General features: G+C 63.5%; 13 protein-coding genes. 5 read left to right on the forward strand and 8 right to left on the reverse strand.

Annotated elements, in window-relative coordinates; translation table 11 throughout:
• Positions 1 to 10: 10 nt before the first annotated feature.
• Positions 11 to 1,525: a flavin reductase family protein gene (locus D3I60_RS04935; protein ID WP_262775030.1), complete on the reverse strand. Its 1,515-nt coding sequence runs from the start codon at positions 1,523 to 1,525 to the stop codon at positions 11 to 13.
• A complete protein-coding gene (locus tag D3I60_RS04940; protein WP_262775042.1) occupies positions 1,522 to 2,742 on the reverse strand; it encodes an aromatic ring-hydroxylating oxygenase subunit alpha in 1,221 nt (406 codons plus the stop codon). Before D3I60_RS04940 ends, D3I60_RS04935 begins: the two co-directional genes overlap by 4 nt.
• Before the next feature lie 262 nt (positions 2,743 to 3,004).
• Here D3I60_RS04940 and D3I60_RS04945 point away from each other — a divergent pair, with 262 nt between their 5' ends.
• From D3I60_RS04945 to D3I60_RS04955, 3 genes are all read left to right on the forward strand, one after another.
• A complete protein-coding gene (locus D3I60_RS04945) occupies positions 3,005 to 3,937 on the forward strand; it encodes a LysR family transcriptional regulator (RefSeq protein ID WP_262775032.1) in 933 nt (310 codons plus the stop codon).
• A 221-nt stretch (positions 3,938 to 4,158) separates the two neighbouring features.
• Positions 4,159 to 5,373 (forward strand): formaldehyde dehydrogenase, glutathione-independent, encoded by a 1,215-nt coding sequence (gene fdhA / locus D3I60_RS04950; protein WP_262775033.1) that lies wholly within the window; start codon positions 4,159 to 4,161, stop codon positions 5,371 to 5,373.
• A gap of 308 nt (positions 5,374 to 5,681) precedes the next feature.
• Positions 5,682 to 6,362 (forward strand): GntR family transcriptional regulator, encoded by a 681-nt coding sequence (locus tag D3I60_RS04955; RefSeq protein WP_262775034.1) that lies wholly within the window; start codon positions 5,682 to 5,684, stop codon positions 6,360 to 6,362.
• A 106-nt stretch (positions 6,363 to 6,468) separates the two neighbouring features.
• Here the strand turns inward: D3I60_RS04955 and D3I60_RS04960 are convergent, their stop codons facing one another.
• From D3I60_RS04960 to D3I60_RS04985, 6 genes are all read right to left on the reverse strand, one after another.
• Positions 6,469 to 7,515, reverse strand: a complete 1,047-nt coding sequence (locus D3I60_RS04960; RefSeq protein ID WP_262775035.1) for an LLM class flavin-dependent oxidoreductase — start codon at positions 7,513 to 7,515, stop codon at positions 6,469 to 6,471.
• Positions 7,516 to 7,590: 75 nt separating this feature from the next.
• Positions 7,591 to 7,812 (reverse strand): 2-hydroxymuconate tautomerase, encoded by a 222-nt coding sequence (locus D3I60_RS04965; RefSeq protein WP_262775036.1) that lies wholly within the window; start codon positions 7,810 to 7,812, stop codon positions 7,591 to 7,593.
• A gap of 4 nt (positions 7,813 to 7,816) precedes the next feature.
• Entirely contained in the window at positions 7,817 to 9,298 is a 1,482-nt protein-coding gene (locus D3I60_RS04970) for an aldehyde dehydrogenase (RefSeq protein ID WP_262775037.1), read from the reverse strand.
• On the reverse strand, positions 9,298 to 10,041 hold the full coding sequence (locus tag D3I60_RS04975) for an alpha/beta fold hydrolase (RefSeq protein ID WP_262775038.1): 744 nt from the start codon (positions 10,039 to 10,041) through the stop codon (positions 9,298 to 9,300). The genes D3I60_RS04970 and D3I60_RS04975 overlap by 1 nt, the downstream gene beginning before the upstream one ends.
• Before the next feature lie 15 nt (positions 10,042 to 10,056).
• Positions 10,057 to 10,608 (reverse strand): amino acid synthesis family protein, encoded by a 552-nt coding sequence (locus tag D3I60_RS04980; RefSeq protein WP_172172892.1) that lies wholly within the window; start codon positions 10,606 to 10,608, stop codon positions 10,057 to 10,059.
• Positions 10,605 to 11,315 carry an amino acid synthesis family protein gene (locus D3I60_RS04985; protein WP_262775039.1) on the reverse strand — a complete coding sequence of 237 codons (711 nt, stop codon included), beginning with the start codon at positions 11,313 to 11,315 and terminating at the stop codon, positions 10,605 to 10,607. The genes D3I60_RS04980 and D3I60_RS04985 overlap by 4 nt, the downstream gene beginning before the upstream one ends.
• Before the next feature lie 142 nt (positions 11,316 to 11,457).
• On the opposite strand from D3I60_RS04985, the gene D3I60_RS04990 reads away from it, so the two are divergent.
• Both D3I60_RS04990 and D3I60_RS04995 read left to right on the forward strand, forming a co-directional pair.
• The gene (locus tag D3I60_RS04990) at positions 11,458 to 12,420 is read left to right on the forward strand and encodes a flavin reductase (RefSeq protein ID WP_262775040.1); all 963 of its coding nucleotides are present in this window, start codon (positions 11,458 to 11,460) and stop codon (positions 12,418 to 12,420) included.
• 73 nt (positions 12,421 to 12,493) lie between these two features.
• On the forward strand, positions 12,494 to 14,196 hold a 1,703-nt coding region (locus D3I60_RS04995; RefSeq protein ID WP_346659551.1), incomplete at its 3' end, for a BCCT family transporter.

Raw genomic sequence — 14,196 nt, forward strand, 5'->3', positions numbered from 1 at the left:
AGCGCCCGGTTCAGGCATCGATGACGAGGTCGGTCCTCGCCGTCGAGCAGCAGGGCAGGAATTTGCCCGCATCGATCTCTCGGGCGCGGATGCCGCCCTGATGGTTCATTTCGACATCGCCGTCGAGCTTGACGACCTTGCAGGATCCGCACATGCCCTCCTGACAGTTCGCGGGGATCTTCACCCCCGCCTTCCGCGCGGCCTGGAGGACCGTTTCGTCCTCCCCGACGCAGACGTTGAGGCCGGTGCGCACGAACGACATCGTGTGCTCACCCTGCCCCACAGTAGGCAGTGCGGCCGGGTTGACGACGGCGATTTCGTCATCGTCGACCGACTCCACCGCCAAGGCGGCCGCCCCGTCCCCGGCCGGTACCGCGGTCCCAGCGTCGGACGCGGATCCGGGCTCTGCCTCGGCGAGGTTCTCATCGGCGACGCCGACGACCTCGATCTCGACCTCGTCCTCGACCGGCACGACCGCCTCGGCATCGACGGCTTCGGTCGGTGCCCCGACGGCCTCGACCGGGCCGTCAGCGTCGTACTCCGGTTCATAGATGTCGAGCGCGGCCGGCTGGGACTCGAAGTACTCCTCGGTCGTCGCCGCGATCTCCTCGGCGATCTCACCGGCGATGGCGACTTCCTCGGCGTATTCGGCACGGATCTCACGGTCGCCGGAGAAGAACTCCATGAACACCGAGGTGTCGTCGACACCGACGGTGCGCAGCAGCTCGGTCGCCGAATTGAGGTACCCCTCCGGCCCGCAGGCGAAGACCTGCCGCCCGTTGGCGTCGGGGACGAGCTCCTCGAGCAGCGACGCCGACAGGCGTCCCGTCCGTCCCTCCCATTCGTCGCCGCATTCCCGATCGCCGAGGCAGTAGATGACCTTGATCCGGAAATCCACGTTCGCGAGGAAATCGAGTTCCTCGGAGAAGGCGAAGGAATCGGGCGCCGCCCCGTGGTAGAGGAGGACGACATCGGCTTGGCCGGGCAGCGAGTGGACGGTGCGGACCATCGACATCAGCGGAGTGATGCCGGACCCGGCCGCGAGCAGCAGGAACCGTGCTCGCCGGTCGTAATCTGCGAGGTGGAACGCACCGACCGGGCCGAGCATGTCGAGGACAGTGCCGGGGCGGAGGTGGTCATGTGCCCAGGGCGACACCTTTCCCTTGGGGTCGCGTTTGATCGTGATCGAGAACGTCCACGGCTCGGTAGGGGCCGAGGAGATCGAATAGCTGCGCGACACCGGCTCGGCATCGGGTCCGTCGATGGGGAAGTCGATGTTGATGTACTGCCCCGACCGGAACGCCAGGGGCGCACCGTCCATGCGGCGGAAGACGAAGACCATCATCCCTCCCGCCTCGGGGATGGTCTCCACGCATTCGGCGGCGAACTCCTGCGGGTGCCACGGACCCAGGGCGGTGGCGGCTCCGGCCGGCTCCGAGGCGCTCGAGAGCACGCGGTTCCAGGGCATCTCCAGTCCGCGCACCCGCTGAGCCAGCGGCAGCGCGGGCACAGCGGAGGATCTCATCCGACGTGCTCCCGCATCCGCTGCACGTACCAGTTGATGAAGGCCTCGACCTGGTACTCGCTCTTCATATACGGGCCCTGCTCATAGAACGGGCTCGCCGCTCCCTGCTGGCAGAGTTCGACGAAGGCCTTGTCCTGCAGGTTCGTCTGCTTCCACGTGTGCGTGAGGGTTTCAAGATCATAGTCGACGCCTTCGACGGCGTCGTCGGCGACGAGCCACGTGGTGCGCACAAGTGTCTGGGAGGCACTGATCGGGAATGCCGCGAAGGTGATGACGTGATCACCGAGGAGGTGGAACCAGGAGTTCGGCTGCAGATGCATCGAGCAGCGGCCGAGGCGGAAGTCCGGCAGGTCGCCGAGCAGCTTCTTCGACAGTCGGCGCCCGTCTGCCGAGAAGGACTCCCCCGCTCCGTCGAGCGATTCGCGGGAGATGCGGATGCCGCCGACCCGGGTGTCGAGTTCTTCGACGACCTCATAGGGCAGGCCGTAGCGACGGCAGCGGTATTCGAGGGAGGCCTGCGCTTGCTGGTTGCGGTCCCAGACGTCTTCGAGGTGCGGCGGGATCGTCTCGTCGGTCAGGCCCCATGTTGGGAACAGCGAGCAGGCGAGCTCCGGGTGGCCATCGCAGTGGTAGCACTCGCGATTGTTCTCCATCACGAGCTTCCAGTTGCCCTCTTCGACGATGTTCTGCTGATAGGCGATTTTCGTCTTCGCCAGCTCATGAGGGGCGATATAGGGCTCGAAGATCTTCGCGGTCTCGTGGAAGTCCGTCGGCGGCTCTTCGGCCAGGCAGATGAACACGAGACCGGCGGCGATCTTCCCGTGCGCGCGCTTGAGCGCATAGCAGGACTTGTCGAAGGTCATCTCCCCCGGCGCCGAGGCGTGGATGAGGTCGCCCTCGGGAGAGTACGTCCACGAGTGGTAGCCGCAGACGAGGTTGCCCGTCGTTCCCTGCGGATCGGTGAGGACTCGTGCCCCGCGGTGGCGGCAGACGTTGTGGAGGACGTTGACGCCGCCGTCGTCGTTGTGCAGGACGATGAGGGAGTACGGACCGTAGTCGAGCGTGACATAGTCACCCGGCTCGGGGATCTCGGCGACGCTGCACGCGAAGACCCAGTGCTGACCGAAGATGGCCTGCATGTCGAGATTGAAGAGGTTCGGATCCGTGTAGAACGGAGCTTCGAGCGAGAAGCCTGTCCGACGCGTGGCGAGTCGGATGCGGGTCTCGTCGAGCTTCTCCTCGGTGAATCCCGCGGGGAAGCCCTTCTTCGTCGGTGCCAGATTGGTAGCTGTCAATGCTCATCTCCCTTGATGTCTGCCTGCAGCGGTCCACCGGCGGAAGGGGCGAAATCCTCGGCGGAGACCGCGGAAACCGTGTGCTGCCGGAACGATCTCGACAGTCACACTAGCGAGGATCACCCTACAGAAAAAGCGCGAGATTTCGTTATATATTCTGCGGATCTACTGCATAATTGTGCGCATGATCGATCCGCGCCTGACCACCCTGCGCACCTTTGCCGAATGCGGCACCATCGCCGCCACCGCAGAGCTCACCGGGTACTCCTCATCGGCGGTGTCCGGGCAGCTTCGGGACCTGCAGCGCTCCCTGGGCATGACGCTGCTCGCCAAGGACGGACGCGGCCTGCGACTGACGTCGACCGGCCGCTACCTGGTGCGCCGGTCGGATGCATTGTCAGCGGTGTGGGAGGACATCCGGGCCGGCGCCCTGAGTGCCGGAGACCAAGCTCCGACTCGCTTCGGCATCGGAGGATTCTCGACTGCCTCGTCGAACCTCCTGGCACCCCTGGCCGCGAAGCTGCGCACCAGCCGACCGGAGGTCCGCGTCCACGTGGTCGAGGCCAGCCCGACCCGCTGCTTCGAACTGCTCGTCGCCGAGCGCATCGATCTGGCCGTCATCGTGTCCATGCAGGGCCATGTGCAGGTCGAAGAGGATACGCGCTTCGAAAGCGTCGACCTCCTCGACGACCCGCTCGACGTCATGGTGCCCTCCGATCACCCAGTCGCAGGTCGGGAATCGGTGACGCTGAGCGAACTCGCGGGAGAGGAGTGGATCACAGCAGGCCCGGGATCGCCCTATCACTCGCTTTTCATCGCTGCTTTCACGGCGGCGGGAGTAACCCCATCGGTAGCACACGAGTCAGCCGAGTGGGAGACCTCGGCAGCCCTCGTCGGGGCAGGCATCGGGGTCAGCCTGCTGCCGCGACTCGCGAGCCTCGCCGGCGAAGACAACGTCAGCCGTGTTCGCCTGACCGGGTCCGGCCGACTGAGCCGAAAGATCATCGCCGCCATGCGGGCAGGCAGCCGCCGGTCGCCTCTCATCCGCGATTCCCTGCAGCATCTGCGGACAACCTCCCAGTACATCCTCTCGACCCGCCTGCGTGAAGACTCCTGACGCACCGCCGCACGTCGACAGCCCTCGAGCCTCGCGAAGAAGTGTCTCCGCTCTCCCACCTCAGAAGCTTTCCTCGAACGGGGGCTTGACAGAGCTCTCTCACGACAGCGAGACTGCATCTAAGTCTGATGTCAGACTGATATGTCAGTGATGTCGACGGACTCCCGATCGCCGCACTCACATGTCGAACTCCCGCGTTTCACACACATGGAGGCTCAACGATGAGCAATAAGGCAATCAGCTACGCAGGTCCCGGGAAGGTCGAGGTCATCGACACCGAATACCCGGAATTCGTCCTCAAGGACGGACCCGGGGTCAACCCTGCGAACGTCGGCCGCAAGGTCGATCACGGTGTCATCCTCAAAACGGTGGCGACGAACATCTGCGGCTCCGACCAGCACATGGTCCGGGGCCGTACGACTGCCCCGGAGGGCCTCGTACTCGGCCACGAGATCACCGGCGAGGTCGTCGAAGTCGGCCGGGACGTCGAGTTCGTCAAGGTCGGCGACCTTGTGTCTGTACCGTTCAACATCTCATGCGGCCGTTGCCGCAACTGCAAGGAAGGCAAAACCGGCATCTGCCTCAACGTCAATCCCGACCGCCCGGGTTCGGCGTACGGCTATGTCGACATGGGCGGCTGGGTCGGCGGCCAGGCCGAATACGTGCTCGTGCCCTATGCCGACTGGAACGTCCTGAAGTTCCCGGACAAAGACCAGGCAATGGAGAAGATCCTCGACCTGACGATGCTCTCCGACATCTTCCCCACCGGTTTCCACGGTGCCGTCAGCGCCGGTGTCGGGGTGGGCTCGACGGTCTACGTCGCAGGTGCGGGTCCGGTCGGAATCGCCGCGGCCACCTCGGCGATTCTGCTCGGTGCGGCCTGCGTCATCGTCGGCGATCTCAACGAGGATCGACTGGCTCAGGCCCGCGGATTCGGGTGCGAGACGGTCGACGTGTCCAAGGGTGACCCGAAGGACCAGATCGAGCAGATCCTCGGCGAGCCCGAAGTCGACTGCGGAATCGACGCCGTCGGCTTCGAGGCTCGCGGACACGGCAAGGACGCCAGCCACGAGGCGCCGGCGACGGTGCTCAACTCGCTCATGGACATCACCCGGGCCGGCGGCAGCCTCGGCATTCCCGGCCTCTATGTCACCGGCGATCCGGGCGCGCCCGATGAGGCGGCGAAGGAAGGGTCGCTGTCGATGCGCTTCGGCCTCGGATTCGCGAAGTCGCATGTGTTCGTGACCGGCCAGTGCCCGGTGATGAAGTACAACCGCGGGTTGATGCAGGCGATCCTGCACGACAAGGTCTCGATCGCGAAGAACGTCAATGCGACACCGATCCGGCTCGAGGATGCCCCGCAAGGCTATGCGGACTTCGATTCGGGCGTGGCGAAGAAGTTCGTCCTCGACCCGCACGGCCTCATCTCTGCCTGAGGCTCTCAGACCTCACACTGAGCCCGAGCTTCTCATGGCCGAAAGACGGGTGAAACTGTGAGAAGTGGTCGCAATCGGATACTTTCAGGACCTCCTGAGTATCCGGTTGCGACCACTGTTTTGTGCCCCATGAACGAAAAGAGAGCACCCAAGTGACATAACTTGCATGGCAGAATTCGCTACGCAGTCGTGTGTTGATGCACTCAAGCCTTGGTCCCAGCCAAAGAAATCATTGCCATTACGGCCGAACTCGGAGATCAACCACACTCGCCTTGACCCTTTTGATGCATGCAACATAGCATCGGGCTATGCAGAATTCTCCCGATTCCCCGCCACCCACGCTTCTCGAGCGTATCCGGTCGAAGATCACCAGCGGCGAACTGGAACCGGGAAATCCACTCTCCGAAGTTTCCCTCGCACAGGAGTTCGACGTCAGTCGGACCCCGATCCGAGAAGTCCTCAAACAGCTCCAGCTCGAGGGCCTCATCGAAATCCGCCCCAAGGTCGGCACCTTCATCCGCGAGCCCAACCGACGCGAGATCGTCGAGCTCTTCCAACTCAAGGAGGTCCTCGAGGGCCTGGCCGCCGCGCTGATGGCTCGCCGTGGGCCCTGCCCGGAACTCGACGACCTCGAGGAGATCGTCGCAGCATCCGAGGTGTCGTCGAATGCGGGAGACACAGATACCTACGCTTCGCAGGTTCAGGATTTCCATCAGACCCTCGTCGACGGTGCGGACAACAACAAACTCGTCGAGCAGTACGCTCGCCTGATGAATCAGCTCGCGTACTTCAGGCTCGTGCGCAAGACTCTCAAACATCCGGGCAGAGCTGTGGACTCGAGCAGAGAGCATCGCCAGATCCTCACGATGATCAAGGACAAGGACCCGTTCGGTGCCGAGACGACGATGCGTGCGCACGTGTTCGCCTCGACCCAAGAGCTCCTCGTCCCTCAGACACGCACCACCCTGTCTCTCGAGCGCGACTCCTGACCACTCGGGAACAGGTCCAACACCGTCTCTGACTCACGACAGCGGGGCCGGGAAACTCCGTGTTTCCCGGCCCCGCTGTCATCCCTCGTCAGGCGAACTAGCCACCTCACTGGAAGTTCGGAACCACCTCGTCGATGAAGAGCCGCAGTGACGCTTTCTTCTCATCATGGCTGAGCGCATTATCCGACCAGAAGCTGTACTCGTCGTAACCGAGCTCCTCGTAGTGGCGGATGCGTTCGGTCACCTCTGCGGGGGTGCCGATCATCGCCGACTTGTGCAGCGATTCGAGCTCGAATTCGGGGCGGTCGGCGAAGTTCTCTTCCGGGGTCGGATCGAGGAATCCGTCGACGGGGTCCTTCTTCCCGAAGGCCCACGACGAGAACGTCCGATAGTACTTGTTCACTCCGGCGGCACCCACCTTCCAACCGTCCGGCTCCTCCGGGGAATGGACGTAGGTGTGGCGCAGCACCATGATCTCGGGGCGCTTCTCGACCTCGGGATGGGCAGCGACCGCGGTGTTGAATTTGTTCATCAGGTCTTCGACCTCACGGTCGTCCTTCATCAGCGGCGTGACCTGGACGTTGCAGCCGTTGGCGACGGCGAAGTCGTGAGTCTCGGGGCTGCGGGCGGCCAGCCAGATCGGAGGAGTCGGGGTCTGCACCGGCTTCGGCACGGCTGTGGAGACGGGGAACCGCCAATGCTTGCCCTCATGGGCGTAGTCACCTTGGAGCAGTTCCTTCATCGCCGGAACGAGTTCACGCAGATATTCGCCGCCGTCGGCTGCGGGCATGCCGCCGGCCATGCGGTTGAACTCGAACTGGTAGGCACCGCGGGCGATGCCGACCTCGGCCCGGCCGCCGCTGAGCACATCGAGCAGAGCGACTTCGCCGGCTGCACGCAGCGGATGCCAGAACGGGGCGATGATCGTGCCAGATCCCAGTCGGATCGTCGACGTCTCGGCGGCCAAGTAGGCCAGCTGCGGCATCGGACTCGGCGAGGAGACGTACTCCATCGAATGGTGCTCGCCGATCCAGACAGTGCCGAAACCTCCGGCTTCGGCGATCTTGACGAGCTCGACGAGGTTCTTCCAATGCTCTTGAGGGCTGATCGAGTCGTCCCAGCGTTCCATGTGCAGGAAGAGTGAAAAGCGCATGATGGTTCCTTTCCCAGCGGAGGCCTCCGTGCCTCCGACATGTACTTCAGTGATGTGTGATCGACGAGGCGATACTCAGCCGGCGCTGGCCTGCGCACCGGATACGCCGCTCTCGCGTTCGGCGATAGTGGTGTTCGTACGCGACCAGAGATCCTTCTCGACTTCGCGGACGATCACTGTGATGTTCTCGTCGGCGGCTCCCGTCGTGGATGCGGCAGCTTCATGGACGCCGGCGATGAGGGCGCGCAGCTGTTCGGGAGTGCGCCCTCTCGCGATCGAGATATCGATGAGGGGCATCGTCTCACCTGCCCAGCACGAAGGGATCTGCAACCGGGCCTTCATCGGTGTTGATCCATACGCTCTTGAGCCTGGTGTACTCGTGCATCGACTCAAGACCGTGTTCGACTCCGACCCCGGAGTTCTTGAATCCCTGCCGAGGAGACATCGGCGACATCGCCCGATACATGTTGATCCACACGGTGCCAGCATCTAGACGCTGCGACATCCGCATCCCACGGGCGAGGTTCTGCGTCCACACCCCGGCAGCCAATCCGTATTCGGTGTCGTTGGCCAGCCCGAGGACCTCATCCTCGGTGTCGAAGGGCATGATCGCGGCGACCGGCCCGAAGATCTCCTCCTGGCAGATGCGCATATCGTTCGTCGTCTCCGTGAGCACGGTCGGCTCGAAGAAGTACCCGGGCAGACCGACATCGGGACGATTGCCGCCGTAGGCGATCTGTCCCCCTTCTCCCTCGCCGAGGCGGACGTACTCCTCGACCTTGTCACGCTGAGCCGCGAAGGCGAGCGGTCCGAGCTCGGTGTCCTCGGCCATGGGATCGCCGATGACGATCGATGCCGCCCGAGCAGTGACCTTTTCGAGCAGTTCGTCATAGACCCCGCGCTGGACGAAGACTCGAGATCCGGCGATGCAGGTCTGTCCGGCTGCGGCGAAGATGCCGGCGATGACGCCCATCGCCGCATTGGACACATTCGCATCGTCGAAGACGATGTTCGGAGACTTTCCACCCAGTTCGAGCGTCGATCCGATGAAGCGGCCGGCCGCGGACTTGGCGATGGCCGAACCCGTCCGGGTCGAGCCGGTGAATGAGATCTTCGCCAGCTGCGGTGCGTCGACGAGGGCCTGTCCCGCCTCGGCGCCGAGGCCAGTTACGACGTTGACGGCACCGGCGGGGAATCCGGCCTCGTCCGCGAGTTCGGCCAGGCGCAGAATCGTTCGCGAGGTGTATTCGCTCGGCTTGATGACCGTGGTGTTGCCCGCCGCCAGTGCCGGTGCGAGCTTCGAGATCGTCAAGGTCATCGGCGAATTCCACGGCGTGATGAGTCCAACGACGCCGAGCGCTTCCCGCTGAGTGAAATTGATGACTTCGGGCGAATTCGTCGGGATCTGCGATCCCTGCACCTTATCGGCCAGTCCCGCATAGTAGTAGAGGTATTCGGGCAGGCCCTGCAGCTGACCCTTCATCTCGCGCAGGAGCTTGCCGTTGTCCTGACTCTCGAAACGGGCGAGATCCTCGGCGTTCTGCCCGATGAGGTCGCCGAATCGACGCAGCAGGTGCCCTCGCTGCGTCGGCGTGGTCCGTTGCCAAGCGGACGAGTCGAAGGCTCGCTGAGCGGCCTCGACTGCCTGCGCGATATCGGCGCCTGTGCCGCGAGCGAAGCTGTAGAGCGTCTCAAGTGTCGCAGGGTCTGTGCTCTCGAGGTATTCTCCGTCGGCGGGGGCACGATGCTCCCCTCCGATGAAATGGTCGAGTCGCGTAGTCATCATCGACTCCCTTCTGTGTGGTTGATCAGGGCGCGGAGGTGATCGGTGAGCACCTCGGGGTGGGTGACGGGCAGCATGTGGCGTGCGCCAGAGACGATGGCAACCCGTGTGTCCGGAATCCGGTTCGCGATCCTCTCGCTCATCTCCGGAGTCGATCCCGGGTCGAGTTCGCCAGTGATCGCCAAGGTCGGTGCGGTGATCGCATTCAGCTTCGATTCGAGCTCTCGGTCGCCCGTCGCGAAGACGGCATAGGCGTGGCGGTAGGAATCGGGGTCGTTGGCCAGAAGCACATGCCGCATCTCGTCCCGCAGCGCCTCGGAGCCTTCCTCATCTTCCGGGAACCACCGGTCGAGTGCTCGTTCCATGCTGCCGCGGAAGTCCGACTCCGCGCCTTCGAGTCGCCCCTGCACCGCAGAAGATTCCTCCTGCGTGCGAGCGCACACGGAGCTCACGCAGGTGAGGCTGCGCACGCGCTTCGGCTCCTCGATCGCGACCTGCTGGGCGACGAGCGAGCCGAGGGAGAATCCCACCAGGTGCACTTGACCGGCCGGCATCCGTGCGAGCACATCAGACGCCATCGCCGCCAGGTCCGTGGGTCCGGTCAGCGGCGGCTGGGCTCCGTGTCCGGGCAGGTCGATCGCCGAGGCGGTGCTGGGCAGCAGTGCTTCGACCCGTGTCCATACCATGCGATCGAGACCGACCCCGTGGAGCAATACGACAGGGACTTCATCGTCTGTCGGCATCGTCCGCCTCGTTTCCTACTGCTCGGTCGAGAGCGAAGCGAGTCGCTGCTGGGGGCGTCCACCTGTTGAGCCTGCAAGTGCGATGAGGATCTCGCCGGGGTGCGGAGCGTCCGCGACCCTCCACTCGAAGGTCTGGTGGTGAGAGCGGATCGTCGCGTCGGTGAAGTGCTTGAGGGGGATGTCGAAGACAGCTCCGGCCTCGCCGCGCTTCTCCACAGCCGGCAGGAGAGTCGAGGCCTGCGCGGCGTCGCGGAAGTGGTTGCCGAACTTGAGGGTGTGGATGAGTGCCGAACCGTGTTCGATCTCTCCCGAGAGACCGACGATCGCGGCCTTGCCATAAGCCTCGAGCGTGCCGCCCAGAGCTTCCATGACCCGTGGAGCGAGAACAGCGCCGAGCTCGCTCGCCGTCGCGTCGATTCCCGGGCCGAGGTCCTCAACGAAGCCCTGCCCATGCCAAGGGTTCTCGATGACGGCCGCCACGGCAGCCACAGTGATGACGGGGTCGGTTCGCCGTCCGCCTTCGGCCAGGATCTCTTCGGTCACCGTCGTGATCTTGCGAATGTTCATTTCGTCAGTCCTTTCAGGATTTCGGTGGTCACAGCACCGTCTGTGCGACGGTCGCCGATGCGGGCGAAGGGCCTCGGCCCCGTTGAGGCCGCCGCAATCACACAGAGTTCGTCCGCCTTCGGAGCATCTGTGAGTCGCAGATCGATGGTCTGATAGTGGTCTCGGGAGGTGGCGTGGGTCTTGTGCCACATCGGCACCTTGATCGATGCCGAAGGGCCCGATCGACCGTCGGCGAAGCAGAGAACAGAAGTGCCCTCAAGCATCTCTCGCATGATATTGCCGAAGTACGGAGTGTGGATGAGAGCCCCAGCGTGCTCAAGTTCTCCATCGACACCGACGACAGCGCCTTTGCCGAAGGCCTCGATTGCAGAAGCTGGCCCGAGCGCGTCAAGCAGTCTGTCGGTGAGCACTTTTGCGAGCACCGGTGCAACCTGCTCGGCAGCCGGCGCCAGATCGGTCTGCGTACCCGTGCCCACCCAAGGATTGGCGAGCACGGCGATGGCAGCCGCCTGCGTCAATGGCGCGTCCGGCGACGCTCCGCCGTCGGCGATGATCTCTTCACGCTGCACGGTGATCGATCGGACACCGAGACGCCAGGCGAGCTCGTCGAAATCAGCCGGCAGCTCATCGAAATGATTCAATCGACCGAAGCTGGGCTCCTGTGCTCCGAGGTCCGGCTCCTGTGACCGTGTCGGGGTGGTTGTCATGCGTCCTTCTCTCGAGTTTGTTGCATACAAGGAATCTACTTGCATGCATCGAATCATGTCAACAGCTCTCTTATATTGCGTGTTTTACGAGTTTTTCTCGACCTATTGACGAATGCATCACACTCTATCTACGCTATCTGGCATGCAACAGATCACGATTGAACAGCTCAAGACAGAAATCCGCGCAGTGTGGCACGAGGCCTGGGACAGTGGGCGCATCGATGCGCTCGATTCACTCTTCATCGACGACTACCAGCGAGTGTCAGCCAACTCCGGTCGGACCATGACCGCAGAAGAGACGAAGGCCGAGATCAACGAGATCCGCTCCGCCTTCCCCGACCTCACAACGACGATCGACCACATTCTCATCGAAGGCGACCAGGGCGCGATCTATTGGCACTCGGAGGGCACTTTCACCCAGCCGCTCAACGACGTTCCGCCCACAGGGCAGTCGGTGACGACGCATGGTTCCAATCTCATCCGCCTCGAAGCGGGCCGGATCGCTCGCGAAGAGGTCACCTGGGATGCGCACGAGCTCCTCGCCGATCTGGGCTTGAAGTCCCTGTCCTCGGCATTCGAGGCTCAGCCTGAAGTCGTCACCGATGACCTCTCCGGAGAGCCCTCGGCCGATGCCCTCAAGGCCTTCAACCGCCAGTTCGTCACCGGCGTCACCGTCGTCACCACCACAGACGAGGACGGCAGACCGCGCGGCCTCGCGGTCAACTCCTACAACTCGGTCTCCCTCGATCCGCCGCTCGTGCTCGTCTGCGTACAGAAGACCTCATCGACGTATCCCGCGCTCTTCCGCTCGACGCACATGGGCATCAACATCATGAGCCGGAACCAGCGGGACACCATCGGCACCTTCGCGTCCAAAGCCGCTGACAAGTTCGCCGAGCTCGACTGGCACCAGGGTGCTGGCGGCTCTCCACTCATCGACGGTTCGGCAGCATCGATCGAAGTCGAGATCAAGGAGCGCTTCCAGGCACTGACCCACACGGTCTTCATCGGCCGTGTCCGCAGCGCCGAGGCATCCGAGGACGAGCCGATGATCTACAAAGCCGGTCGCTTCTTCGACAGCGAAGATCTCACCCCCCTCAACTGACCTCGTCCCACAAGGGCAGCTTCCAACACCTTCCGAGCCCTCTCCCTACGACACACGAAGAAGTGGAGTCCTGATGTATTCCGAACCCGACCACGATCCCGACGTTGACGATGACAGGCGGGAACGGAGCGGACACCACCGCGCACAGCTGCCCGGCGGCGGTCTCGACTCGCTGACCGGGCCGAGTCCGGCCATACGCTATGCCGATGCCATGCGGCACCGACCGGGACGCGTCTTCTGGATCTCGATCCTCGGTGTCGGCGCATTCACGCTGTGGGGAGTCCTCTCCCCCGACGGCATGGCCACGGCGATGACCACGGCCATGGATGCCGTCGCCGCGAAGGTGGGATGGGTCTATCTCGTCCTCACGCTCGGGTGCATCGGGCTCCTCGTCTACCTTGGTTTCGGTCGTTTCGGCCGAGTCCGACTCGGCGCCGACGATGACCGTCCCGAATACAGTACCTGGGCCTGGCTGACGATGATTCTCTCCGCGGTGATGGGCATCGGCCTCATCAGCTACGGTGTGGCCGAACCGATCACCCACTTCACCACCCCTCCACATGGACTCGCCGACCCCGGCACCAACGAAGCCGCCGTACGCGCCCTGCAATTCTCCTACTTCGACTGGGGACCGCATGCCTGGGCAGTGTTCGGAGTCTTCGGCCTCGCCATCGCCTACTCGACTCACCGGCGAGGCAACACCGGGCTGATCTCCCCGATGCTGCGGCCTCTGTTCGGCAAGGCAATGGACGGCTGGTTGGGAAATGTCATCGACATTCTCGCCGTCATCGCCACGCTCTTCGGCACGACCACGTCGCTCGGCCTCGGTGCCTCGCAGATCAGCGAGGGCCTCAACCGAGTCTTCGGAATCCCGAACGAGCTCTTCGTCCAGATCATCATCATCCTCGGCATCACGGTGGTCTTCACGCTCTCGGCACTCTCCGGAGTCAATCGCGGCATCAAGTTCCTCAGTCAGACAACGGCCGTGCTCTCGATCTTCCTCGGCCTCTTCGTCCTCATCGTCGGGCCGACCGGGTTCATCGGCAACCTGTTCTTCCGTTCGACTGGTGAGTACCTCAACGACTTCTTCAAGGTCAGTCTGCTCACACCTCTGGCCTCGGGTGACGTCGAATGGTATCAGTATTGGACCTACTTCATGATGGCCTGGTGGCTGAGCTGGGGCGCGTTCGTCGGAGTCTTCCTCGCAAAGATCTCGAAGGGGCGGACCGTCCGCGAATTCGTCCTCGGCGTCATGGGCATTCCCAGTCTCGTCTTCTTCGTCTGGTTCACGATCTTCGGCGGCACCGCGATCAAGATCGACATGGACGGTGACGGCGGAATCGGTGCAGCAGCAGCTGAAGATGTGAACTCGGCCTTCTTCGAGACCCTCGAACATCTGCCGTTGGTGGGTCTCACCTCGGTGATCGCGATCCTTCTCGTCGTTCTCTACTTCGTCTCGGGTGCGGATGCGAACACTTTCGTTCTCAGCATGCTCACGTCTCGCGGCACGCTCGAACCGAGCCGATGGGTGCTCGCCGTCTGGGGTGCGCTGACGGGAACATCGGCGATGGTCCTCTTCTTCGCCGGAGGACTCGCGGCACTGCAGCAAGCGGCGATGCTCTCCGCGCTACCGTTCGCGGTCATCGTGGCGCTACTCGGTTACTGCATCGTCAAAACGCTGCATGAGGATCAGACGATGGATGCGTACCGCACGGTGCGGCGCCGGGACCTCGAAACTACCAGGGCGGGCGGGCGGAGCGAAGAGCCCACTGATAT

It is taken from the genome of Brevibacterium permense (genome assembly GCF_025506275.1).
GTDB lineage: Bacteria > Actinomycetota > Actinomycetes > Actinomycetales > Brevibacteriaceae > Brevibacterium > Brevibacterium permense_A.

Excerpts from the sequence above, each read along its gene's own strand:
- D3I60_RS04990 (WP_262775040.1), top strand. The coding sequence starts at position 11,458 with ATGCAACAGATCACGATTGAACAGCTCAAGACAGAAATCCGCGCAGTG.
- D3I60_RS04960 (WP_262775035.1), bottom strand. The coding sequence starts at position 7,515 with ATGCGCTTTTCACTCTTCCTGCACATGGAACGCTGGGACGACTCGATC.
- D3I60_RS04970 (WP_262775037.1), bottom strand. The coding sequence starts at position 9,298 with ATGACTACGCGACTCGACCATTTCATCGGAGGGGAGCATCGTGCCCCC.
- D3I60_RS04945 (WP_262775032.1), top strand. The coding sequence starts at position 3,005 with ATGATCGATCCGCGCCTGACCACCCTGCGCACCTTTGCCGAATGCGGC.
- D3I60_RS04935 (WP_262775030.1), bottom strand. The coding sequence starts at position 1,525 with ATGAGATCCTCCGCTGTGCCCGCGCTGCCGCTGGCTCAGCGGGTGCGC.
- D3I60_RS04965 (WP_262775036.1), bottom strand. The coding sequence starts at position 7,812 with ATGCCCCTCATCGATATCTCGATCGCGAGAGGGCGCACTCCCGAACAG.
- fdhA (WP_262775033.1), top strand. The coding sequence starts at position 4,159 with ATGAGCAATAAGGCAATCAGCTACGCAGGTCCCGGGAAGGTCGAGGTC.
- D3I60_RS04955 (WP_262775034.1), top strand. The coding sequence starts at position 5,682 with ATGCAGAATTCTCCCGATTCCCCGCCACCCACGCTTCTCGAGCGTATC.
- D3I60_RS04985 (WP_262775039.1), bottom strand. The coding sequence starts at position 11,315 with ATGACAACCACCCCGACACGGTCACAGGAGCCGGACCTCGGAGCACAG.
- D3I60_RS04975 (WP_262775038.1), bottom strand. The coding sequence starts at position 10,041 with ATGCCGACAGACGATGAAGTCCCTGTCGTATTGCTCCACGGGGTCGGT.
- D3I60_RS04980 (WP_172172892.1), bottom strand. The coding sequence starts at position 10,608 with ATGAACATTCGCAAGATCACGACGGTGACCGAAGAGATCCTGGCCGAA.